Source organism: Natrinema sp. LJW11, from assembly GCF_056135975.1.
Genome location: NZ_JBWBDM010000005.1, coordinates 278,099 through 298,790 on the forward strand (window position 1 = coordinate 278,099; position 20,692 = coordinate 298,790).

Here is a 20,692-nt window from a genome sequence, read left to right on the forward strand (position 1 = left end):
GAGGTGTCTGATCGCGCGAGGGTTACGGTTCCAGCAGTACCTTCGTGACGCCTTCCTCGCGATTGTCGAATTTCTCGTACATCTCCGGCGCCTCCTCCAGGTCGACGCGGTGCGAGACGACCCAGCTGGGATCGGCGCGCCCTGAGATGATCATGTCGCGGAGCTCACGGTTGTACTCCTTGACGTTGCACTGGCCGGTACCGAGCGCCTGCCCCTTCTCGAAGAGGAGACCGAAGTCGATGCCGAGACGGCCCTGTGCGGCCATTTCGTCCGGTGCGCCGGGATCGTCGGGGACGTACAATCCCGGAATCCCGAGTTCACCGGTCGGTCGGACCGTTCGGATGAGATTGTTGATGACGACGGCCGGGTTCTCGCGAGCGGGGTCGTACGCGTCGTCGCCCTCCTTCTCCGGGTCGATCGCCTGGTATCCGACGGCGTCGACGCCCTTGTCCACGCCGCCGCCGTGGATGTCCTTGATCTGTTCGACCGGGTCGCCCTCCTCGAAGTTGATCGGCGTCGCGTCGCAGTGTTCCTCGGCCAGTTCGAGGCGGCTGGGAACGCGGTCGACGACGTAAATCTCCGCGGCACCTTTGAGCTTGGCGCTGTAGGCTGCCATCAGGCCCACCGGGCCGGCGCCGTAGATAGCGACGGAGTCACCGGACTCGAGGTTGGCGAGTTCGGTGCCGTGCCAGCCGGTCGGGAAGATGTCCGCGAGCAGTGCGAACGAGTCCTCGTGTTCGTCTCCGTCGGGCAGTTTGAGCGCGTTGAAGTCCGCGTACGGAATGCGGAGTTCCTCGGCCTGACCGCCCTGGTACGGTCCCATCGCGACGTACCCGTACGCGCCCCCGGCGAATCCGGGATTGACGTTCGTACAGAAGCCCGTGTAGCCGTTCTCGCAGTTCTCACAGAAGCCACAGGCGACGTTGAACGGCGCGACGACGCGGTCGCCCACCTCGAGGGAACTCACCGCGTCGCCGACTTCGGTCACGATCCCCATGTTCTCGTGCCCGAACACGATCCCCGGCTCTGCGGCCGTCCGTCCTTCGTACATGTGGAGGTCGGAGCCGCAGATACACGTCGTCGTGATGTCGATTACGACGTCGTTCGGGTGCTCGATCTGGGGTTGTTCGACTTCTTCGACTGCTACCTCGCGTTCGCCTTTGTAAACGACGGCATTCATGGACATTGATCAGTATCTCCACTGGTATCTACGAGCGGACCATATTTATATTCAGGCCCCAGTACCGCGGTTAAAGCTCAACATATAACAATCACAACCGTTAGTGTCGGGGGTTCGTTCCACATGTCTATAGATCACCATTTCGTGGGTTCCCCGTCGAAGTCGCTAGCCACTGGTGGTCGCGGCGTCGGCACTACAACAACGTATCATGCCCCCGATTGCAGCAGCCCTCGAGCGATAGCGACGACTCCAGCGGCGATGATGGCCGTTTCCGCTACTGGACCGGAGAGATCGGCGTTGGCAGAGGAATTCGTTCGACTCGTCCGAGCATCCTCGAAGGGTATTTCAGCCGGTATTTTTCATCCCAGCAGCGATTCCTTTGACCGTCAATCGAAGCGTCCGCTCCTCGAGATCCGTGCGATGGGTCTGCTCGAGCAAATGGACCTGCAGGACGTTTAGCGGATCGACGTACGGATTCCGGCGTTCGAGGTTCTCGCCGAGCCAGTCGCGGGGATGGAGTTCGTCGCGTCGGCCGATCTCGGTGATCAGTTCGAGCGCGCGTTCGTACTCAGCGGTGATGCGCGAGAAGAATCGCTCGCGGAGGTCGGGATCCGCGATGTCCGCGTACTGCGCAGCGATCTCGAGATCGGTCCGGGACAGCGAGAGGGCGGCGTTGTCCAGCGTCGTCCGGAAGAACGGCCACTCGTCGTACATCTCCCGGAGCGTTTCCATCGACCCACCGTCTTCAAGGTGGGCATCGATCCCGGACGCCAGCGCGTACCAGCCCGGCAGGATGCATCGCGACTGCGTCCAGGAGAACACCCACGGGATCGCCCGGAGATCCTCGACGCTTCGCTCGCCCGACCGCGAGGCCGGTCGCGAGCCGAGGTTGAGGTCCTCGATCACCGTAATCGGCGTCGCTTGCTCGAAGTAGCTGACGAACCCCTCGCTCTCGAGGAGGTCGCGGTACTCCTGCCGGGCGGCGTCGGCCATGATCTCCATGGCGTCGATCCACTCCTCGCGGATCGGTTCTTCGGGTTTTTCCAGAGCAGAGAGGCGGGCGCGGAGTTGGGCGTTGAGCATCTGCTCGATATTGCGCTCGGCGATGCGCGGATTGCCGTACTTCTCGGCGATCGCTTCACCCTGTTCGGTGAACTTGACTTGGCCCGTGATCGTATTGTTCGGCAGTGCGAGCAGCGCCTCGTTCATCGGGCCACCGCCCCGCGAAATCGAGCCGCCGCGGCCGTGGAACAGTCGCATCTGGACGTCGTAGTCGTCGCAGATCTCGCCCAATCGGCGCTGATTCTTATATAACGACCAGTTGGCCGCGAGGAACCCGTTCTCTTTGTTCGAATCCGAGTAGCCCAGCATGATCTCCTGCGTCCGGCCGCGGACCTCGAGGGCCTGACTGTAGGCCTCGTTTTCGAACAGCGCGCTCATGATCCGGCGGGCGCCCGAGAGGGCGTACTCAGTTTCCAGCAGCGGAACGATGTCGATCCCCGCGTGTTCAGGAAGCGCGACCACGCCGGCCTGATCCGCCAGAAACAGCACCTCGAGGACGTGGCTCGGTTCGTCGGTCATCGAGATGGCGTAGGTGTCGATGGCGTCGACGCCGTACTCCGTCTGCCAGTCGCCGAGGCTGTCAAACAGTTCGAGGACCCGCGCCGAGTCCTCCGAGAGCCCGTCGGTTTCGCTCAGGTCGATCACGGGCTCGTCCTGTAACACGGCGTCGGTCAGGAACGTGACGCGCTCTTCCTCCGAGAGATCGTCGTAATCGGTCCCCACTCCCTCGAGGGCCTCGGCAATAGCGTCGGTATGCTTCTGCTGGTGTTCGCGCAGGTCAAGACTGGCCAGCGAGAAGCCGAAGGTGGCGACCTGTCGGCGGATCGGGTCGACGTGGGCCTCGACGACGTTTTCGGCCACATTATCACGGAGGCTCCGTGCGATGACCTCGAGGTCGTCGAGGAGTTCGTCGGCGTCGTCGTAGCCGCCCGGACGGACGTCGCCGACGCGTTCGAGGCGCTCCCGCATGAGTTTGAGCTTCTGGCGGTACGGTTCGTCAGGGTAGCGCTCTTCGGCCGTGCGGGCGCTGCCGGGCAGTCGCTCGCGGTCGTCCTCGAGGGCGGCCTCGAACTCGCCGCCGGTGTCGATGCGGCTGCCGTCTTGGCTCAGGACGCCCGAGAGGCGCTTGAGTTCGTCGCGGTACTTCTCGAGGACGACCTCGCGCTGGCGCTCGAGGGTGTTGGCGGTCACCTCGGGCGTCACGTAGGGATTGCCGTCGCGGTCGCTGCCCGCCCACGAGCGGAACTCGAACTGCTTCGGAACCTCGAGGTCGCCGTCAACCTCGGCGTCGATGGCGTCGGCGAGTTCGCCGTAGACTTCGCCGACCACGTCGAACAGGGTGTTCTCGAGATACCACTGAACGTTGCGCGCCTCGTCTTCGGGTTCGGGCTGGCGGTTGCGCACCTGCGGCGTCTGCCAGAGGCTCGTCACCTCCGCGTCGATGTCCCGCCACACCCGCTCTTGCTCCTTCTCGGTCAGCAACTGCTCGTCCAGCGTCTCGAGATGCGTGGAGATCTCTCGGAGTTTGAATTTGACCGTTTTCCGTCGCGCTTCGGTCGGGTGAGCGGTGAACGTCGGTTCGATTAGCACGTCGTCCAACACCTGAGAGACGGTATCGACGTCCTCTTCGCCCAACTCTGCGGCCGCAGCGTCGAGACCGTCCTCGAGGGTTTCCTCGTGGGATTCGGTGCGGATCGTCCGCACTCGCTCGCGTTCCTCCGCGAGATTGATCAGTTCGAAGTAGGTCGTAAACGCACGCACGACGATTCGCTGCTGGTGGGCCGATAGCCCCTCGAGTTCCGACACTAACGGGTCACGGGACTCGCGTTCCCCTGTGCGGTATTCGATCGCGGTCTGGCGACACGACTCGACCGTTTCGAACGCCTGTCGCGACGTCTGGTCCTTCAGTACCTCGCCCAGCAGTTCGCCGAGTTCTCTGACGTCTCGCTGGATCTCTCTGTTATGAGTCGGCATGATCTACCTATGCGGGGTACATAGAATTCCCACATAAAGTCGCCGATTACTGACAATATTTTAATCTATACTGACAGAAACCGATATCCCTCGCATCCTGCTCCCGGGCTCTCGAACGCCGGAATCGGGATTGCGGAGTTCGTTGACAGAGACCGGCCGGACCCTGTCGCCCGTCCTGGCGTCGTCGGTGGTCAGATGACCGATCGCACGGTCGGAGTCGCCATCGACGACGAAATGAGGCTGTATATCCATTCTCCGTGCACTCGAGGTACGTGTTGGCGGTACGTACATGGAGGAACGGGAGGATCGTGCACGACGTGTAATCTGTAATCCTGAACCGCAATATAACCCAGTGAGAAGGGCGCTTCAACGGAGACACAGACGCGCAACTGAGAGACGTCGGGAGTTCAGTTGCTTCGCGGATGAGTGTCTCCGAGTCTCTCGCCGATCAGTCGTTCGCCGTGATGGCTTCCTCGTTGATGAGTTCGTTCCACCGTTCGACGCCAGCTTCCGCGACTTCGCGGTCCTGGCTCACCGCGCCGCCGGAGACGCCGATCGAGCCGATGACCTCGCCGTCTCGCTCGAGCGGATAGCCGCCACCGAAGATGACGATCTTGTCGTCGTCGGTCGTCTGGAGGCCGTACAGGGAGTTGCCCGGTTCGGAAGGCTCCGCCAGTTCGTGCGTCGGCATCTCCAGGGCAGCCGACGTGTACGCCTTGTTACGCGAAATGCTCACGGAGGCCAGCCACCCGCCGTCCATGCGATGCTGGGCGATGAGATTCCCTTCGCTGTTTGCGACCGTGATCACCATCGGGTTGTCGATCTCGTCCGCTTTCTCTTCTGTCGCTTCTATCAGCTGTTTCGCTGTCTCCAGCGGAATGGACTCTACCATGCAAGAAGAAGATGAAGAGGTTCCATGAAATAAGTTGCCGTTATTTCCCCGACGCGACATATAATTTCTCCCATGTTGCAGCAGATTATAGTCTTCTGGGGCCACTATATGCGTATACGACGGGTTTTGCTTGCTTGGCTCGGGTAGCTACAAAGAGAAGCCGTCACTCCGTGATTCACCGTCGCTATCGCCATACGTCATCGAGAACTGTTACTTTGTGCTTCTCCGTAGCCTGGCCGATGTCTCGGCTGACGTGTCCAGACACGGGATCAGCACCGTCGTTCGGCGATGGTGCCATTGGATAACAGTGATATCACTGTTATTCGCGGCTCCCTCGAAACTCTACGTGTAATTCTTCGACCACGTTTTGGGGGAGATCCGAGTGGGCGATAATTATATTTGTACTCGACTGGCACCACGAAGTGTACGATTATGAACGCAGACGATAGCTTACCGGACCAAGCAGACACTGTTATCGTCGGTGCCGGTATCGTCGGGTGCAACTTGGCGTACCAGCTCACCGAACTCGGCCGAGACGACGTCGTCGTCGTCGATCAGGGCCCGATGCCAACCACCGGTGGGTCTTCCAGCCACGCACCGGGGATCATGTTCCAGACCTCCGAGTCGAAGATCCTCTCGAAGTTCGCCAAGCACAGCCGGAAGGTGTACTCGGACTTGGAGGACGACGACGGGGTCCAGGCCTACAAGGAAGTCGGCGGTATCGAGGTCGCGCGCAGCGACGACCGGATGGACTTCCTCCAGCGCCGCGTCGAGTGGGCCGAGTCCTGGGGCCTCCCGAATCCGGAGATCCTTTCGCCCGAAGAAGTGGAAGAAAAGCTACCGCTCGTCGACAGCGACGTGATTCAGGGAGGGTACTACTCGCCGACCGACGGCCAGGTGTCCGGCGTCGTCGCCTGCGCTGCCCTCGCCAGGGAAGCCATGGACCGGGGAGCGAAGTTCGTTCCGCACACCCGCACCGAAGACGTCGAGACCGAGAGCGGGTCGGTCAGCTCGGTCATCACCGAAAACGGGACTATCGAGTGTAACGAAGTCGTCATCGCGACGAACATCTGGGCGCGTCAGCTGGGCGAGAAACTCGACGTTCACCTCCCGGTGACGCCGGTCGAGCACCAGTACACGATGACCGAGCCGCTCGAGGAGCTCGCCGACAACCGGATCGACGTCAGCGACCACCCGCTGTACGAGAGCTACAAGGGCGTCTCCGGAGAGAAAACCGACCGCCTGCTCGCGAGTCCCGACCGACCGATCCTCCGCGATCAGGACAATGCGATGTACTTCCGGACGCACGGGGACTCCTACGGGATCGGGTCGTACAACCACGAACCCATCGTGCCCGATCCGCAGGACCTCGGCGGCAACGAGGAAGACGCCGAACAGGGCTCGGTCCACGAGTTCACCGAGTACCACATGAACAACGCGACGCACCCGGATCGGCCGGACAAGGCGCCCCGCCAGGCCAGCGACGAACTGCTGCCGTCCACGGAGGGCACGGAACTCGAACACAAGTACAACGGCATGTTCGCGGAGTCCCCCAACGGCCTGCCGGTGATGGGGCCGGTCCAGAAGTACGACGGTCTCTGGACCGCGGCCGCCATCTGGGTCACTCACGCCGGCGGCGCCGGCAAGGCGCTCGCCGAGTGGATGGAGAACGGCGTCCCCCGCCTCTCCGACGGACCGATCGACCTGCGGCACTGCAACGTCAATCGGTTCGACGCCCACGAAGGCAGCTGGGACTTCGCGCGAGACATCGGCGGCGAGGAGTACCGCATCGTCTACAACATCATGCACCCGAAATGGGTGTGGACGGATCATCAGCGCGACATCCGCCGCACGCCGATGTACCACAGTCACAAGGAACTCGACGCCGAGCTGTGGGCCGAAGCCGGTTGGGAGGAGCCGCAGTGGTTCGAGTCCAACGCCGACCTGCTCGCCGAGTACGGCGATCAGATCCCCGACCGTGAGGGCTGGGAGGGCAAGTACTGGTCGCCCATCGAGGGCGCGGAGGCGCTCCACGTTCGTAACAAGGTCGGCCTCCACGACATGACGTCGTTCAACAAGATGGAGGTCGTCGGGAACGATGCCGGAGACTTCGTTCAGCGCCTCTGTACGAACGACATGAGCCTCGACGTCGGCGACGTCCGGTACACCTTGATGTGTAACGAAGAGGGCGGCATCCGTGCGGACATCACCGTCACGCGCGTCGACGACGACCGCTACCTCATTCTGACGACCGGTCGCGAGGTCGGAAACAACCACGTCGCGTGGGTTCGCGAGCAGTCCCCCGAGGACGTGGTCGTCAACGACGTTACCTCCAGTCTGGCGGCGATGGTCTGTACCGGTCCGAACGCGCGGAAGGTGCTCTCGAAGGTGACGGACGTGGACCTCTCCGATGAGGCGTTCCCGTTCTTCACGAGTCAGCAGTTCTTCGTCAAGAACGTGCCAGTCACCGCGCTCCGGGTGTCCTACGCCGGCGAACTCGGCTGGGAGCTGTACACGCCTTCCGAGTACGCTGAGCGGCTCTGGGAGCATCTCATGGAGGCCGGCGAAGAATACGACCTTCGCCCGTACGGTAACGGTGCGCTGAACGCGCTGCGCATCGAGAAGGGCTTCCGGCTGTGGGGCGAGGACCTCCATACCGAGCACAACCCCTACGAGACGGATCTCGGGTGGGCCGTCGACTTGGAGACTGATTTCATCGGGAAAGAGGCGGTCATCGAAGCAGCCGAGGGAGATAACATCGACCACAAGGTCGCCTGTTTGACCCTCGACAATGAAGAGGCGACGATCCTCCCCCACCGGCCAATCCTCGACGGTGACGATCCGATCGGCTACGTCCACAGCGCCGAGTACGGATACACGGTCGGTGCCTGTGTCGTCTACACGTACCTCCCACCCGAGTACGCCGAGCCCGGGACCGAACTCGAGATCCAGTACGAGGGCGAACGGTACGACGCCACCGTTCGCGAGGAACCGCTGCTCGACTAGAAAGAGCGCACTCGGCGGCGCAATGCGATCTTGCGTTTGACGTGGGAGTCCGATCCGCGACGCGACGTATCAGGGGCGTCCCCGGCGCAGTCGGAGACCGTCTCGTCCAGCTCGTTGAAGCGTCGGACGACTGCCGGCGATGAGGGGGCCCACGTGCAGACACGACCTCCGCGCGGTGCTGGAAATTCGGAGACGAGGAACCTTTTTACACCGCAAGGGGATACGTTCTACCGATGCACCTTTGCGCGCCCGATCGACTCCTCCGCGTGGATCTCTCGACGGAGTCGGTGGAACGCGTTTCCGTCCCGGACGAGTGGCGACGACGCTACGTCGGCGGCAAGGGGCTCGGAGCGCGGTACCTCTACGAGGAACTGGATGCCGATACCGATCCGCTCGGGCCGAACAACGCCCTGCTGTTCATGAGTGGCCCACTCACAGGACTCCTTCCGGGAGAGAGTCGCTACGCGGCTATCACGAAGTCCCCGCTAACCGGGGGCTTCCTCGACTCGTACGCCGGAGGGTCGTTCCCGGCAGTGCTCGCGGGTGCGTTACGCGACGCCGGGGGCATCCTCGTCACCGGCCGGGCGTCAGAGCCAGTCCGACTCGTCGTGGCGGACGGAGACGTGAATATCGAATCGGCCGAGACCTGGGGAGCAGATACCGTCACCACTGACGAGCATTTTTCCGACGCCGCGGTCGCCTGTGTCGGTCCGGCCGGAGAGAACCAGGTCGCCTACGCGACCATTTCGTCCGACGCCGGCGACCACCACGCCGGTCGGGGCGGCGCGGGCGCCGTGATGGGTGCCAAGCGGCTCAAGGCCGTCGTCGCCCGGGGCGACCCCCCGTCGGGCCTCGAGGGCCTGCGCGAACGGTACGCGGAACGCTATCGGGAATCGGAAACCGGAGCGTGGCTGCGAGCGAGCGGCACCGTCGAGACGGTCGACTTCGCCAACGAGACTGGCGTCCTCCCGACGCACGGATGGCAAGACGGGCAGTTCGAAGGCGCGGGCGACATCGGCATCGCGGCCGTCCGCGAACTGGCGCGAGATCGGGAGTACCCGGACGGCGAAGACCCCCGAGGATACCGGGTCGAGACCGACGCGGGCGAGAGCGTCCCCCGCGGTGCGACGGCGATGACGCTCGGCGCGGGTCTGGGCATCGACGATTTCGACGCCGTGGCGGAACTCGGGGCGACGTGTGACCGACTCGGTCTCGATCTGATCAGCGCCGGAAACACCGTCGCGTGGGCCATCCGCGCCAGCGAGGCGAGCCTGCTCGATCGCTCGTTTACGTTCGGTGATCCCGACGACGCACGATCGCTGCTCCGCGACATCGCGACCCGGGAGACGACGCTCGGCGACGCACTGGCGGAGGGGGTCGACGCCGCGGCCGAGCGGTTCGGCGGCGACGACCTCGTGCCGACGGTCAAGGCGATGGAACTGCCCGCGTACGATCCCCGGGGCGCCGAAAGCATGGCGCTGGCCTACGCCACGAGCGATCGTGGCGCCTGCCACCGGCGAGCGCTCCCGATCGAGCGGGAGATTTTCGAGAACTGGAGTTCAGGGCGAGCCGCCCGCGCCGTCGCAACCGAACAAGATCAGCGGTCGATCCTCTGGAGCCTGATCGTCGACGACTTCGTCGGCGACGTCTTCGAGGATCTCGGCGCCGAGTGGCTAGACGCCGTGGGGCTGGACACCGATGGAGACCTGCAGACGATCGGCGAGCGCATCTGGACACTTACCCGGCTGTTCAACGTTCGCGAGGGGGTCTCTCGAGCGGACGACGAGCTACCGCCCGCACTCCGAAAACCCCTGAATTCGGGGCCGAACGACGGGCAGACGGTCGACGAGGACCGTTTCGAAGCGATGCTCGACGCCTATTACGCGGAGCGCGGGTGGGGAGCCGACGGTCGACCGGCCCGCGAGACGGTCGATCGTCTCGGGTTGAACGAGGTCGTCGACGACGAGACGCCGCTGGCTGATCGACCCGTAGAACGGAACTGAGTGTCGCAACTGCCACTGCTCCGTCAGATGCGGGCCGTCTCGGCCAGTGGGCACGACCGAACCGTTTCGGTACTCATCCGGCACCGATCCGGACGAGACTGATCGTTTGAGACTACGGCGGCTAGTCGTCGACAACGTCCAGAAGCGGGCGTAGCTCCGCAGCGTCCCGTGTTAGCGAGACTGTATTCTGGACAGGATCGTACTCGACGACGTCCGCATCTGCTAGTTTCGGGATCTCTGCGTGAGAGAGCGACACGTGGACGTCTTTCGCGTTCGCTTTTGAGACGTCGGTCGTCCCGGTGCCGGTCTCCAAAGCGGCGACTTCAGCTGCCAAGTTCGCCAACGCCACCGGGCTGTCGCGCGATAGCAGGCACCGAAGGACGCACCGACGGCGCTCGTTCGACAGAACTTCGAGCGCGGTATCCGCTGCTAACGATTCCATATCGGAGGAATCCGGCCCCGGAGCTGCAGTCGAACGAGGGGTGTCGTCCGTCATTACAATTACGTCCGCCTTATTGTTAAAAAGCATTGATGAAACGGATTTGCAATTTTCCGCACGCATGATCGAACGCGGAATTACGAAGCAAATGCTGTTGATGATCTCATACGTTATGGTCTGTCGCACGGAACGGCGTGTGGCCACGTAACCGAGCGGATTCAGCCGCGAAATTCGGCCGTCAAGCGCTCACCGAAGCTCCATTTGCTCGGCGCGCTCGACCGCGAGATCGGCGATCTCCTCGACGGGGCTGTCGGAACGGTCGGCGAGTACGCGCACCAGCATGCCGAGCTGAACCGCTGCGGCTTCCCGGAGTTCGGCTGCGTCCTCGGTATCGTTACCGAAGTAGTACTCGTGGCGGCCGTTTTCGTGGACGATACCAGTGTACACCGAGCGGAGATCGGTACCCGAGACTGCCTCCGCCGCTTCCGTCTTGACTTCCTCGAATCGAGGGTTCGTCATCGTACCCGATATTCGACCGGCGGGTCCTAACCTCTTTGGAGAAGTGAACGATCGATGGGAGACCGACTCGCGTCGGTCCGTTGGAACCGGGGTGGCAGTGGGCGGGTCCGAGGAGACGGATCCGTCACAGGGCCGCCGACCCCTGACAGTCCGCTGTGACGCACTCACGCCTTCAGTCGCGGTTTTGCGCCCGGCATTACGCGAAAATAGTCAGTGTCTCAGTCATGAGAGTTTTATCCCTGCGATCCAACGATATAACCAATGGAACAGGGTACGAGTACCACTAATCGCTCAACTCTCGTCCGCGTCGCGACCGACGTAGCGGCGAACGGCGACGAAGAGGTCGTGGCGGCGATGCGAGACGAAGCCGATTCGATACCAGTGATCCGCACGGGACCGACCGGTGTGACGGGGAGCGAACCGCTCGTTATGGCGACGCGCGAGGGCCAGACGGCGTTCTTCGCTGACTCGGATCCGTCGACCGCCCGGGGCGTCGTCGACGCGCTGGAAGGCGGAACCGTCCCAGTGGATGACGCGGACGCGGTCGTCGAACACGAGTTCGAGACGACATCGCTTCCGACCCCGAACGCGGGACCGCTCTCGGTCGGTCAGCGGTCGGTGCTCGGCCGGTGTGGGTGGGTCGATCCGCTCGATCCGAACGAGTGGTCGACCGTCGCGGCCGAACGAACCGCCGAGGCGGTGACGGATATCGGACTCCTCGGTCGGGGCCGCGGCGACGCCGCCGCCGACGACCCCGTCGCCGACGCGTGGGAGACCGTCCGAGACGCGGACGGAGAGCCAGTCGTGGTCGCCAATGCGAACGAGACGCGTGCCGAGCAGCGAGCGGACGAGGTGCTGCTCGGCGGCGCGCCGATAGCCGTCCTCGACGGGATCGCCGCCGTCGCCGAGTACGTGGGTGCCGACGACGCCGTCGTCTACCTGAACGAGGAGGATAGCCACCTGTATCGACACCTCCGCGAAGCGATCGATGCAGTCGCTGACGAACTGCCGGTCGCTCCGCGGCTGGTGGCCGGCCCCGACGAGTACCGCGCCGGCGCCCCGACCGCCGCGCTCGAGGCGATGGAAGGCGCCGACCGCATCGAACCGCGTCTCCAGCCGCCCTCGCCCGCCGAGCACGGACTCTACGGACGGCCGACGGTCGTCCACACGCCGCGGACGTTCACACAGGTTCGGCGGGCGATCCGCAATCCGGACGCGTTCGACGCGAACGCCGCCGATCCGGGTACCCGGCTGCTCACCGTCGCCGGCGACGTCGTCGATCCGGCGACCATCGAACTCCCGTCGGGCAGCAGCCTTTCGGTGGCACGGGATGCAGTCGAACTGACGGGATCGTTCAAGATGGCCTGCGTCGGCGGTGTTCTCGGCGGTATTACGCGACGCCTCGGCGTCGCTCCGACCGCACGGTCGCTCGCCGCAGCCGGTCTCGGGACCGACGGCGTCGTCGAACTCCTCAACGCTGACCGGTGCGTGGTCGCCGACGTCGGCGAGCGCGCCCGGTTCGCAGCCACCGAGAACAGCGGCCGCTGCGTGCCGGGCCGCGAAGGGACGAAACAGCTCACCGAACTCCTGCGAGACATCTACCAGGGATCGCTCGAGGCCGACGCGATCCGCGAACTGGGTCGAGTGATGGCGCGCTCGAGCAACTGCCAGATCGGCGCTCACGCGCCCCGCCCCGTAACGACCGCGATCGACGAGTTCGAACCGGAGTTCCGAGCGCATACCGACGGCCGCTGTCCCAGCGGCACCTGCACGGAGAAACTATGAGTACTGACGAGACCTTCCCTACCGTTCCAGATATCGACGATTCGCAATCGAACACGCCGGTCACCGCCGAGTTCGAGACCGGCACCGCGAACGACCCCGCCGTCGGTACCGACGGCGACGACCCGACGACGGTGACGATCAACGGCGAACCGGTGACCGTCCCGCCGGATTCGACCGTTATCGACGCGATGCAGGCCGTCAGCGACGAAACGGTCAGCGTTGACCCCGGTGCGGACGGCGTTGAGGACGACGCCGACGTCCCCGCGCTCTGCTACTACGATCGCGACGGCGACTGCAGCGGTGAGATCGGACCGCGAAGCGAGTGTCGGACCTGCATGGTCGAGACCGACGAGCACGGCCTCGTTCCCTCGTGTTCGTTCCCGGCCGATGACGGGCTCTCCGTGCGGACGGACACGCCGGACGCCGAGGAGGCTCGGAGCGTCAACCTCGATCTGGTACTCTCGAACCACAACCTCCGGTGTACAACCTGCAACGGCAACGGGCGCTGTGAACTGCAGGACGCCGCCATCAGCGAGGGCGTCGACCATCCGCGCTACGGCGTCTTCGACGACCGCGACGAGTACGAACCCGTCGACGACAGTTCGTCGTTCATCCAGATCGACCGGAACAAGTGCATCCTCTGCAACCGGTGCGTCGAGGGCTGTAACGACGTTCAGGTCGAGGGTGTGCTCCGGATCGAGGGCCACGGCGAGGACACGCGCATCGGCTTCCAGTCCGACGCCGAGACGATGGCCGACTCCGACTGCGTCTCCTGCGGTCACTGCGCGACCGTCTGTCCGACGGGCGCGTTGACGGAGAAGGACATCGGCGGCGCCGCGACGCTTCCGCTTCCGGGATTCACCCAGCGCAACTCCGTCGGAACGGTTATCGAGCACGAGGCGGCCGAAACGCTCGACGACACGACGGCGCCGAATCGCTCGCCCGACCCCGGCGGAGAGAATCGGATCGGAGCCAGCCCCAGCGTAAGTCCGGACGATCGAAGCGGCGTCGCACGGTTCATGGCCCAGAGCAGACATCGTGCGCTGGACCTCGCCACGGAGTACGGTCGGAAAGCCATGCTGGCCGGCGAACACACCGCCGAGAACGTCGCCGCGACGGTGCTTCCCGAAGGGCGACTGTTCGACATCGCGTCGGCCGTGAGCGACTACCGACTCGGCAAGATCGACAAGGAGGAGACGACGTGCGGGTTCTGTGCCGTCGGCTGTCGGTTCGAGATGTGGGGGAAAGACGGCGACGCGATCGGCGTCCAACCCGTCGAAGACCCCGCGAAGGCGCCCGCCAACAACTTCTCGACCTGCGTGAAAGGGAAGTTCGGCCACGAGTTCGCCAACAGCGACGAGCGGATCACTGAACCGCTCGTGCGCAACGAGGACGGCGAGTTCGAGACGGCGTCCTGGGAGGAGGCGCTCGACCGCGTCGCCGACGAGCTGCGTGCGATCCAGGACGAACACGGCGTCGACGCCGTCGGCTGTCTCGCGTCGTCGAAGGGGAGCAACGAGGAGGCGTATCTCGTCCAGAAGTTCGCCCGTCAGGTGCTCGGGACGAAAAACATCGACAATTGTGCGCGGCTCTGCCACTCCTCGACGGTGGCGGCGCTGCAACAGACCCTCGGGTACGGCGCTATGACCAACCGCATCAACGAGGACGTCGGCGAGGCCGACGCGTACCTCATCACCGGGTCGAACACGACGGAGTCGCACCCGGTTCTGGCGACCCGCATCAAGCAAAACGTCCGAGATGGGGCCGACCTGGTCGTCTTCGACCCCCGCGAGGTCGGCATCGCAGAGCACGCCGACCAGTACACGCGGACCAGACCCGGGTACGACGTCGCCTGGCTCAACGGTCTCATCCGGTACATTATCGAGAACGACCTCCATGACGAGGCGTTCATCGAGCGCAACACGAAGGGGTTCGAGAAGGTCGAGGAGAAGGTACAGGCGTTCACGCCGGAGAAAGTCGAAGAGCTGGCGGGCGTTCCGCCCGAAGAGCTGAAGTCCGCCGCCGAGACGCTCGCCGACGCCGAGACCGTCGTCTTCGGCTGGGCGATGGGGATGACCCAGTCCAGCCACGGTACGCAGAATCTCCTCGCGATGGCCGACCTCGCCCTCACGCTCGGCCAGGTCGGTAAGCCCGGCGCGGGACTCTCGCCGTTCCGGGGACAGAACAACGTCCAGGGCGGCGGTGGTGACATGGGGACGCTACCTGGAAGCCTCCCGGGCTATCAGGATCCGGCGGACGCCGAGGTCGCCGAAAAGTTCGAAACGGCGTGGGACGAGCGCCCGCCCGAGGAGCCGGGGCTCAAGGTGCCGGAGATGCTCTCGGAGGCTCACGAAGGCAACCTGCGGGGAATGTACGTCGTCGGGGAGAACCCCGCGCTGTCCGAACCCGACATCCAGCACGCCGAAGCGGCGCTCGAGAAACTGGAGTTCCTCGTCGTCCAGGATATCTTCATGACCGAGACGGCGACGCACGCCGACGTGATCCTTCCCGCAGCGACGTCGCCGGAGAAACACGGTACGTTCACCAACACCGAGCGCCGCGTTCAGCGGGTGCGGCCGACTGCGACGCCGCCCGGGACGGCCCGCCAAGACTGGGAGATAACGCAGGACCTGGCTACCCGACTTGGATACTCCTGGGACTACGACCATCCGCGGGAGATCATGGACGAGATCAGCGACCTAGTCCCGATCTACGGTGGCGTCAGTTACGACCGCCTCGAGTCGGGCGACGAGCATGGACTCCAGTGGCCCTGCTGGGACGAAGACCACCCCGGAACGCCGTACCTCTACGATTACGAGGACGGAGCGTTCAACTTCGACGACGGTATGGCGCGCTTCGTGCCCGCGGACGGTGGACATCCCGGCGAGCTACCCGACGAAGAGTATCCGCTCACGCTCACCTCCGGGCGGGTACTCTACCACTGGCACACCGGCCAGATAACCCGACGCGTCGAGGGGCTCATGAGCCACGTCGGCGAGAGTTTCGTCGAGATCAACCCCTCGACGGCCGACGAACTCGGCGTGGCCGACGGCGAGTACGTCCGGGTCGAGTCTCGCCGCGGAGACATCGTGGTCAAGGCGACCGTGACCGACCGCATCGGTGACGGGACGCTATTCATCCCGATGCATTTCGCCGCCGGCGCGGTCAACAAACTGACCCAGGAGAACTTCGATCCGCACACCGGAATTCCCGAGTACAAGGTGTCCAGCGTCCGCGTCGAACCGCTCGGATCGGACGCCGATCCGGACGTGTTGCGGGCGCCCGACGCGGGAGCCAATAGCGACGGCAGAACCACAGCCAGCGACGACTGATCGTCGCGGGCGCCTCACTCGCCAACGGCTTCTGTCCGGGTACCTATCGGAGCGGTCAGCCGAGTTGACCATCAGGATGCGCCGTAGCCGACTTCCTCTCGAAGTTCGTCCCACGATTCGTGGAACCCGTACGTCGCCTCCGACTCCGCGCTGATCGTATTCTGATACACGTCGTCGTACTGCAATAACTGCGTCCAGCCGTCGTGGTACCGGTAGCTACAGTATTGACACATGGTCGACCATACCACGCCGAATGGAAAAGGCGTATCGGTCAACCCGGGCAATCCGACTGAGATTACTCGATCGAGTCTGTTCATCGACCGGCGCATCGTCGAGGAGTTCGCCGTCGGTCGTAAGCGGGAACCGACCCGCGGTGAAAAGCGGCCCACCGTTCGTCGTCACCTGCCCGCTCACGGCTGCCGGAGGTCACCAGCACATAATGTGCGACATATTATCCTTTGAGGTTGGATACCGGCTGCACGCAAGATACTTACCGTCCATTATCGACGTCTATCTATGGCGTTCAACCAATCGCTCGAGCAGATAGATCCGAACACGGCCGAGGCCATCGACCTCGAGCGCGAGCGGCAGGAATCGACTCTGGGAATGATCGCCTCCGAGAATCACGTCTCGAAAGCCGTGCTCGAGGCGCAGGGGAGCGTCCTCACGAACAAGTACGCCGAGGGATACCCCGGCGGCCGGTACTACGGCGGCTGCCAACACGTCGACACGGTGGAGGAACTCGCGATCGAACGCGCGACGGAACTGTTCGAGGTCGACCACGCCAACGTACAACCCCACAGCGGCACGCAGGCCAACATGGGCGTCTACTTCTCCGTGCTCGAACCGGGCGACAAGATACTGTCGCTGTCGCTGTCCCACGGCGGACACCTCTCTCACGGTCACAACGTCAACTTCTCGGGGGAGCTCTACGACGTCGAACAGTACGAGGTCGACCCCGAGACGGGGTACATCGAGTACGACGAACTCGAGAGCCACGCGTGCGAATTCGAACCGGACATGATCGTCAGCGGCTCGTCGGCGTATCCCCGCGAATTCGAATACGAACGCATCGGCGAGATCGCCGACGACGTCGACGCCTACCACCTCGCGGACATCGCTCACGTGACCGGCCTCATCGCGGCCGGCGTTCACTCGTCGCCGGCCGAGCACGCGGACTTCGTCACCGGGAGTACCCACAAAACGATCCGCGCCGGCCGCGGCGGCATCATCATGTGCGACGAGAAGTACGCCGACGACGTCGACTCCGCCGTGTTTCCCGGCGCGCAGGGCGGGCCGCTGATGCACAGCGTGGCCGGCAAGGCCACAGGGTTCGCGGAAGCGAGCACCGACGAGTTCCAGTCCTACGCCGTACGGACGATAGCTAACGCAAATACGCTCGCCGATACGTTCAACGAGCGAGGACTCTCGCTGGTGAGTGGTGGTACGGACAAGCACCTTATGCTCGTCGACCTCCGTGACTCCCACCCCGACATCACGGGAAAGGAGGCCGAAGAGCTACTGTCCGACGTCGACATCATCGTCAACAAGAACACCGTCCCCGGCGAGACGCGGTCGCCGATGGTGACCAGCGGAATCCGCGTCGGCACGCCGGCGCTCACGACCCGTGGATTCGGAGAAAAAGAGATGCAAACCGTCGCCGACCTTATCGTCGACGTGCTCGACAATCCCGAAGACGAGGACGTTCACGAACGGGTCGCTTCGACGGTCGAGCACCTTTGCCAAGAGTTTCCCATCTACGGGTAGCGGGCAGGCGATCGCTCCTCGAGCACCTTCAAGTATGCGCTGCTCTTCCTCGTAGCGAGCCCGCCCGATGCCGATCTCCATGTCGTTGCTACAGACCTACTGGAGGAACTCGCTAGCGTCGTCGCCCTCCGCCATGACCGAACTGAATTTTTTGGAGCGCGAGGCGGCACCACGTGAGTGAGTATCCAGCTTCATCTGTCGGCACTGTCTAGTTTAGCACCTCCGCCGGCGGTTATTTGTTAAGTGACTGGTGCGGTCGCTGTGTGTTATAGTAGTGGACAAACTGTTCAAGCCATTCTCTGACGCTCGCTCGACTGCCCACCCATGAATTATGGAAGCGGTCAACTCGCATCTTGAAGGTGTGAAACCACTTTTCGATCAGGTTTCGATCAACGTAGTCGAGTTGACCGCTCAACCCTAATCGGGAGAGGGAAGTCAGATAGCCGTAGCCATCAACGAGAAACACGGTATCGGAGAGATCGTGTTTCTCGGTCAACTTATGCAGGAACGCAGCGGCTGGATCGGTTCCTCGTTGTCCGAACACGGTGACATCGAGAATCAGCCTTGAGTCTATATCTATTGCAGCATACACCCAAGACCAATTTCCGTTGATCTTGACAGCGGTTTCATCAATAGCGACCCGCGACGGCTTTGCCGTCGGCGGGTCTGAGACGGTGTCAGCCAGCCGATGTACCCACTGCCAGATTGCTTGATGAGTGCGTTCTACGCCGATCAAGCGGAGAATTGCTTGTGTCTCTCGAAGTGAACAACCGGTCGCGTGAAGCCGGACGGCGAACACCCTGACGGGCGTCGCCGTCCGCTCACGCTCCCAAGCTTCATCAAATTCCGCCGCGTAACACTCGCTGAGCAGGTCTGCGAGCATCATCCTAAACTCACTCCACGACCTGCTCGCTTCTCAAACCACGCTAACTAGACGGTGCCGGACAGTTGAATAACTTGCTCCAGTGGGGCAACAGAGACCTCCTCACAGTCGACTCCGATCGGTTAACGATGGCCCAAGAGAACGCGGCAGCGTTACACGAGTTCGTCGACGCCTGGAAGGTGGGCCGTGGTAAGCCCGTGGATAGAGAGGTTCTCAAGGCTTCAGGAGCTGTAAGTAGTAACTTCATCGACGAGGTCAGCGAACTTGCTGAGTCAGTCAGTAGGGATGGTAGACAGATTGTCGAGGCCCTGCACGACGGCGAAGTGAATCGCTTCCATAGCGGGAAAGCAAACGAGCCGGAATCCTATCTCGAAGACAACGGGTACATCGAACCCCGTGATACGCTGGATCACGGCCAGATCAGACCCCGAGTCATCGAGCGCTTCGTCAATGAAGGTGTCTCTCGCGAAGAAGCCAAAAACAGGGCTGACGACCTGCTTTCACGTATAGGCAAGAACTGATTCTTTCTTACTTACTTCGGTCATTTGCGCCTTGACAGCTACTGATTCCGGGGTCTCTGTCCCAATGAAGATGGAATCCGAGAGAGATCAGTCAGCCCATGAAACCATATAGCAATATGAAGTTTATTCCCTTAGTGCATTATATCGTGGGTTTTGTCGTGGGTTTAGCAGACTCTCTCGGTCAGCCGAACCCACAAACTGATAAGGATTCCGACTAAAACGCTGAGTAACTCGAATATGCCACTCTTAGAATCGTCATACTTGGCCGCGACTGGGCTTCTAGCCGGATTCTGCCCCAACCAAATTTCGGGCGGTCGAGTCCCTCAGAGATCGCTACAATGAGTCGATCGGATGCCGAACAAAAGAGCGAGACCGACGCTGAACGGGTGCCATCATTCGATGGTATCCGATGGACCTCGTGTTCGCTCGAGGATCGCCTGCAACTGATTTGCATCGTAGGGCGGGAGGATAATCGGATCGTCCTGAAAACTCGAGGGAGCGCTCGAGTGGCTCCGTTACAGTAGATAGTTATATAGTTTCTTTATTCAGAAGATCGCGCGAAAATCACGTTACGTACAGGCAAAGCCGTTACCGGAGGGACTACCTATTTCTTCAATAGCTGTCAATAACTGCGTGCTGCATACAGAGGATGGATGCAACAAACCGATATCGTTGTTTCAAGCGACTTGCGCCGAAGCAGCCAATCGATAGATGTTCAAACAGCCCACCTTCGCGTCAGGGTTCCTGAGTGGGTAATATCAAACGCCAGACCACCACTCTCACTCTCGTCACCTGGATAGTAGTGGAAGTTACCTTGCTCTGTCAGAAATGAATTGTCCTCGAAGAGGCTGTACTCTATAAGATACTGCTGTCGTTCAGCAACCTCTTCACGGACAGTTTGCTCGTCTGGTTCAACATCGATCCGCCCTGAGAACACTCGGGCTTCGCTTCTGGAGAGGTCTCCATCTGTTCGTGAAAAAGCCATTTCGATTGTATAGGAACTCTCGGACTGGTTAATGACGGTCACGGAGAGCATTGGGGAATCGGAGAACAGTCCTGTACATCCAGCAAGCCCCGAGCAGAGAGGAATCGTGCCCAAAACAAAGGTACGCCGTTTCATACAAGGAGTATATACTCAATCAATAAGTATATTTGGAGCAACTCGTACACCCTCCTGTATTGAGTGACCATCATGCTTGTTGGTCGAGTTCTGACTCATGCTGCATTCGCGCTGTGTATGTAGCACGCTCCCATAATCATCTATCGACACTGGTAGTTTCTCTAACAATCAGTTCGTACACCTACATAACGGCTATTCTGGCTTAAAAT

General features: G+C 62.4%; 14 protein-coding genes and 1 pseudogene. 6 read left to right on the plus strand and 9 right to left on the minus strand.

The annotated features are described in order from the left end of the window. Positions 1–22: 22 nt before the first annotated feature. The 3 genes from AC0QDI_RS15440 to AC0QDI_RS15450 all read right to left on the minus strand — a co-directional run bounded on the left by AC0QDI_RS15440 (position 23) and on the right by AC0QDI_RS15450 (position 5,108). Positions 23–1,180 carry a glutathione-independent formaldehyde dehydrogenase gene (locus tag AC0QDI_RS15440; protein ID WP_474669901.1) on the minus strand — a complete coding sequence of 386 codons (1,158 nt, stop codon included), beginning with the start codon at positions 1,178–1,180 and terminating at the stop codon, positions 23–25. A gap of 345 nt (positions 1,181–1,525) precedes the next feature. After that, positions 1,526–4,216 carry a phosphoenolpyruvate carboxylase gene (ppc, locus tag AC0QDI_RS15445; protein ID WP_474669687.1) on the minus strand — a complete coding sequence of 897 codons (2,691 nt, stop codon included), beginning with the start codon at positions 4,214–4,216 and terminating at the stop codon, positions 1,526–1,528. 448 nt (positions 4,217–4,664) lie between these two features. Further along, positions 4,665–5,108 (minus strand): GlcG/HbpS family heme-binding protein, encoded by a 444-nt coding sequence (locus AC0QDI_RS15450; protein WP_474669689.1) that lies wholly within the window; start codon positions 5,106–5,108, stop codon positions 4,665–4,667. Positions 5,109–5,540: 432 nt separating this feature from the next. On the opposite strand from AC0QDI_RS15450, the gene AC0QDI_RS15455 reads away from it, so the two are divergent. Both AC0QDI_RS15455 and AC0QDI_RS15460 read left to right on the plus strand, forming a co-directional pair. Beyond that, the gene (locus AC0QDI_RS15455; RefSeq protein WP_474669691.1) at positions 5,541–8,114 is read left to right on the plus strand and encodes a GcvT family protein; all 2,574 of its coding nucleotides are present in this window, start codon (positions 5,541–5,543) and stop codon (positions 8,112–8,114) included. Between the two features lie 233 nt (positions 8,115–8,347). Beyond that, positions 8,348–10,117, plus strand: coding sequence for an aldehyde ferredoxin oxidoreductase family protein (locus AC0QDI_RS15460; protein ID WP_474669693.1), 1,770 nt, complete (start codon positions 8,348–8,350; stop codon positions 10,115–10,117). A 121-nt stretch (positions 10,118–10,238) separates the two neighbouring features. On the opposite strand, the gene AC0QDI_RS15465 is transcribed toward AC0QDI_RS15460, so the two are convergent. After that, entirely contained in the window at positions 10,239–10,613 is a 375-nt protein-coding gene (locus tag AC0QDI_RS15465) for a DUF7344 domain-containing protein (protein ID WP_474669695.1), read from the minus strand. Positions 10,614–10,802: 189 nt separating this feature from the next. Continuing rightward, complete coding sequence (locus AC0QDI_RS15470) at positions 10,803–11,075, minus strand: DUF8113 family protein (RefSeq protein ID WP_474669697.1); 273 nt, start codon at positions 11,073–11,075, stop codon at positions 10,803–10,805. A gap of 261 nt (positions 11,076–11,336) precedes the next feature. On the opposite strand from AC0QDI_RS15470, the gene AC0QDI_RS15475 reads away from it, so the two are divergent. Next, on the plus strand, positions 11,337–12,860 hold the full coding sequence (locus AC0QDI_RS15475; protein ID WP_474669699.1) for an NADH-ubiquinone oxidoreductase-F iron-sulfur binding region domain-containing protein: 1,524 nt from the start codon (positions 11,337–11,339) through the stop codon (positions 12,858–12,860). Then, a complete protein-coding gene (gene fdhF, locus AC0QDI_RS15480; protein WP_474669701.1) occupies positions 12,857–16,192 on the plus strand; it encodes a formate dehydrogenase subunit alpha in 3,336 nt (1,111 codons plus the stop codon). Before AC0QDI_RS15475 ends, fdhF begins: the two co-directional genes overlap by 4 nt. Positions 16,193–16,263: 71 nt before the next feature. Here fdhF and AC0QDI_RS15485 read toward each other — a convergent pair whose 3' ends face one another. Both AC0QDI_RS15485 and AC0QDI_RS15490 read right to left on the minus strand, forming a co-directional pair. Continuing rightward, positions 16,264–16,425, minus strand: coding sequence for a hypothetical protein (locus tag AC0QDI_RS15485; protein ID WP_204749767.1), 162 nt, complete (start codon positions 16,423–16,425; stop codon positions 16,264–16,266). 70 nt (positions 16,426–16,495) lie between these two features. Continuing rightward, a pseudogene (locus tag AC0QDI_RS15490) lies at positions 16,496–16,606 on the minus strand (RidA family protein); the annotation flags it as partial. Positions 16,607–16,708: 102 nt separating this feature from the next. Here AC0QDI_RS15490 and AC0QDI_RS15495 point away from each other — a divergent pair. Further along, a complete protein-coding gene (locus AC0QDI_RS15495) occupies positions 16,709–17,959 on the plus strand; it encodes a serine hydroxymethyltransferase (RefSeq protein ID WP_474669704.1) in 1,251 nt (416 codons plus the stop codon). A 232-nt stretch (positions 17,960–18,191) separates the two neighbouring features. On the opposite strand, the gene AC0QDI_RS15500 is transcribed toward AC0QDI_RS15495, so the two are convergent. Continuing rightward, complete coding sequence (locus AC0QDI_RS15500; protein WP_474669706.1) at positions 18,192–18,845, minus strand: IS6 family transposase; 654 nt, start codon at positions 18,843–18,845, stop codon at positions 18,192–18,194. A 125-nt stretch (positions 18,846–18,970) separates the two neighbouring features. On the opposite strand from AC0QDI_RS15500, the gene AC0QDI_RS15505 reads away from it, so the two are divergent. Continuing rightward, complete coding sequence (locus AC0QDI_RS15505) at positions 18,971–19,363, plus strand: hypothetical protein (RefSeq protein WP_474669708.1); 393 nt, start codon at positions 18,971–18,973, stop codon at positions 19,361–19,363. 715 nt (positions 19,364–20,078) lie between these two features. Here AC0QDI_RS15505 and AC0QDI_RS15510 read toward each other — a convergent pair. After that, positions 20,079–20,483, minus strand: coding sequence for a hypothetical protein (locus tag AC0QDI_RS15510; RefSeq protein WP_474669710.1), 405 nt, complete (start codon positions 20,481–20,483; stop codon positions 20,079–20,081). Positions 20,484–20,692: the final 209 nt, after the last annotated feature.

What these genes read in the sequence shown, in the direction of transcription:
- AC0QDI_RS15505 (WP_474669708.1), top strand. Translation starts at nt 18,971, where the DNA reads ATGGCCCAAGAGAACGCGGCAGCGTTACACGAGTTCGTCGACGCCTGG.
- AC0QDI_RS15455 (WP_474669691.1), top strand. Translation starts at nt 5,541, where the DNA reads ATGAACGCAGACGATAGCTTACCGGACCAAGCAGACACTGTTATCGTC.
- AC0QDI_RS15470 (WP_474669697.1), bottom strand. Translation starts at nt 11,075, where the DNA reads ATGACGAACCCTCGATTCGAGGAAGTCAAGACGGAAGCGGCGGAGGCA.
- AC0QDI_RS15450 (WP_474669689.1), bottom strand. Translation starts at nt 5,108, where the DNA reads ATGGTAGAGTCCATTCCGCTGGAGACAGCGAAACAGCTGATAGAAGCG.
- AC0QDI_RS15510 (WP_474669710.1), bottom strand. Translation starts at nt 20,483, where the DNA reads ATGAAACGGCGTACCTTTGTTTTGGGCACGATTCCTCTCTGCTCGGGG.
- AC0QDI_RS15460 (WP_474669693.1), top strand. Translation starts at nt 8,348, where the DNA reads ATGCACCTTTGCGCGCCCGATCGACTCCTCCGCGTGGATCTCTCGACG.
- AC0QDI_RS15465 (WP_474669695.1), bottom strand. Translation starts at nt 10,613, where the DNA reads ATGACGGACGACACCCCTCGTTCGACTGCAGCTCCGGGGCCGGATTCC.
- AC0QDI_RS15485 (WP_204749767.1), bottom strand. Translation starts at nt 16,425, where the DNA reads ATGTGTCAATACTGTAGCTACCGGTACCACGACGGCTGGACGCAGTTA.
- ppc (WP_474669687.1), bottom strand. Translation starts at nt 4,216, where the DNA reads ATGCCGACTCATAACAGAGAGATCCAGCGAGACGTCAGAGAACTCGGC.
- AC0QDI_RS15500 (WP_474669706.1), bottom strand. Translation starts at nt 18,845, where the DNA reads ATGATGCTCGCAGACCTGCTCAGCGAGTGTTACGCGGCGGAATTTGAT.
- AC0QDI_RS15475 (WP_474669699.1), top strand. Translation starts at nt 11,337, where the DNA reads ATGGAACAGGGTACGAGTACCACTAATCGCTCAACTCTCGTCCGCGTC.
- AC0QDI_RS15495 (WP_474669704.1), top strand. Translation starts at nt 16,709, where the DNA reads ATGGCGTTCAACCAATCGCTCGAGCAGATAGATCCGAACACGGCCGAG.
- fdhF (WP_474669701.1), top strand. Translation starts at nt 12,857, where the DNA reads ATGAGTACTGACGAGACCTTCCCTACCGTTCCAGATATCGACGATTCG.
- AC0QDI_RS15440 (WP_474669901.1), bottom strand. Translation starts at nt 1,180, where the DNA reads ATGAATGCCGTCGTTTACAAAGGCGAACGCGAGGTAGCAGTCGAAGAA.